Consider the following 2012-nt stretch of genomic DNA (forward strand, 5'->3'; position numbering starts at 1 on the left):
GTGTTTTAGGCATCTACTGGACTGTTAATTTAGCAAATATAAGATTATGGATACTGTTAATAGCTAGTCTTTTATTTTACGCATCTTTGAATATTCAATATTTACCATTACTTTTAACACTAACTTTTATCAACTTCTATCTAGGTTTAGAAATTGGCAGTAATACTTCACCAGGAAAACATTCTCAAAACTGGAATTTATCTAATGAGGAATGGCAATTTGCTCAAGCTGACTGGAATCAACGCCGTCTTAAAGTATTGTGGATTGGCATAGGTTTTAATGTTTTTATTCTTTTAGGCTTTAAATACATAAATCATTTTCTAAATTTAGTTTTTAATCAGCCAACAAGTTCACCAGAATCATTGATTAAGTTAGTTGCACCTCTAGGAATTTCTTTCTTTACCTTTGAATGTATTGCTTATTTAATAGATATTTATCGTGGCGCTCAGGCTGCTACTAAATTTATCCAATTTGCCACATATAAATTATTTTTTGCTAAACTAATTTCTGGACCCATTACTCGTTACCATAATTTAGCGATTCAATTTGATACCCTCAGATTTCCCAGCATTGATAGAGTTGCTGAAGGAATGTGGTTAATTGCTAGAGGTGCAGTTAAAAAAGGTATCCTTGCTGATAATTTGGGTATATTTGTAGATTTATGTTTTGGTAACTTACAAAGGGCAGGTAGTACAGATTTGTGGTTAGCTACCTTTGCTTATGGCTTACAGTTGTATTTAGATTTCAATGGTTATGTTGATATTACTCGTGGTAGCGCTTTACTATTTGGGTTGGTTTTACCGGAAAACTTTGATTTTCCTTACTTCAGTACAAGTATTGCTGATTTTTGGCGACGCTGGCACATTACATTAGGTGATTGGCTACGTAATTATCTTTACTTTCCTTTAGGCGGTTCTCGGCGCGGATTAATGCGTACCTGCGGAAATTTATTGATAGTCATGTTAGTGGCTGGTATTTGGCACGGTTCAGCTTGGGGTTTTATTATTTGGGGTCTATTGCATGGTGTCGCTTTAGTAGTTCATCGTCTCACAGTTGTACTAAGCGATCGCTTGACAATTCTTAATTCATTTTGGCAAAATCCGCTAGGAGTTATTTTTGCTTGGCTTTTAACACAAATCATGGTTTTCACATCCTGGATTTGGTTTCGTCTCCCCAACCTCCAAGACTCCGCTTTAGTGATCAAAAACTTTTGGGGTCATGCCGGTGATCAACAATTTTCAGAAAAAATCTATGTAGAAGCCTTAAATATAAGTCAGTACCAACTTTCTTATTTGTTAATAGGCATAGCTTTAACAATGCTCATAGCATATGCTTTTAAGCGAGGCATGAAATTAGAATTTAGCTGGCCAATTAAAATTGTTTTGGTTCCCCTATGTTTTTATGCAGTTTGGTTACTAGCTCCTGAGGGTAGTTTACCTTATATATACTTTGATTTTTAGAGGTGAATTTTCTGCTGCAATTCCTGTACATCTCATCACATTAGAAAAACATATAACTGATATAACTAATACTAATTTTAATTATCTTTACAAATTTAAACTTATCCTCTACTATTGTATTCAGGTAAGTAAAACGACCTACTAACATCATAAGAACATAAAGCAATCATAAAATGACAACTACCTTACAACAGCGCGAAAGTGCTAATGTGTGGGATCGCTTCTGCGGTTGGATCACCAGCACCGACAATCGTTTATATATCGGTTGGTTCGGCGTAATCATGATCCCTACCCTCCTCTCTGCGATCGCTTGCTTCGTAATTGCATTCATTGCCGCACCTCCAGTTGACATTGACGGTATCCGCGAACCAGTTGCAGGTTCTTTACTCTACGGAAACAACATCATTTCCGGCGCAGTAGTTCCCTCCTCCAACGCTATCGGTTTACACTTCTACCCAATTTGGGAAGCTGCTTCCTTAGACGAGTGGTTGTACAACGGCGGTCCTTACCAGTTGGTAGTATTCCACTTCTTGATCGGCGTATTCTGCTACC

The 2012-nt window shown here is 37.0% G+C and carries 1 protein-coding gene and 1 pseudogene; both read left to right on the forward strand.

Annotated elements, in window-relative coordinates:
* Nucleotides 1-1460, forward strand: a 1460-nt coding sequence (locus tag IQ228_RS25275; RefSeq protein ID WP_193964892.1) for an MBOAT family protein, incomplete at its 5' end; no start/stop codon positions are given.
* A 173-nt stretch (nt 1461-1633) separates the two neighbouring features.
* A pseudogene (locus IQ228_RS25280) lies at nt 1634-2012 on the forward strand (photosystem II q(b) protein); the annotation flags it as partial.

The organism is Dolichospermum sp. LEGE 00246, from assembly GCF_015207865.1.
Classification (GTDB): Bacteria; Cyanobacteriota; Cyanobacteriia; order Cyanobacteriales; family Nostocaceae; genus Dolichospermum; species Dolichospermum heterosporum.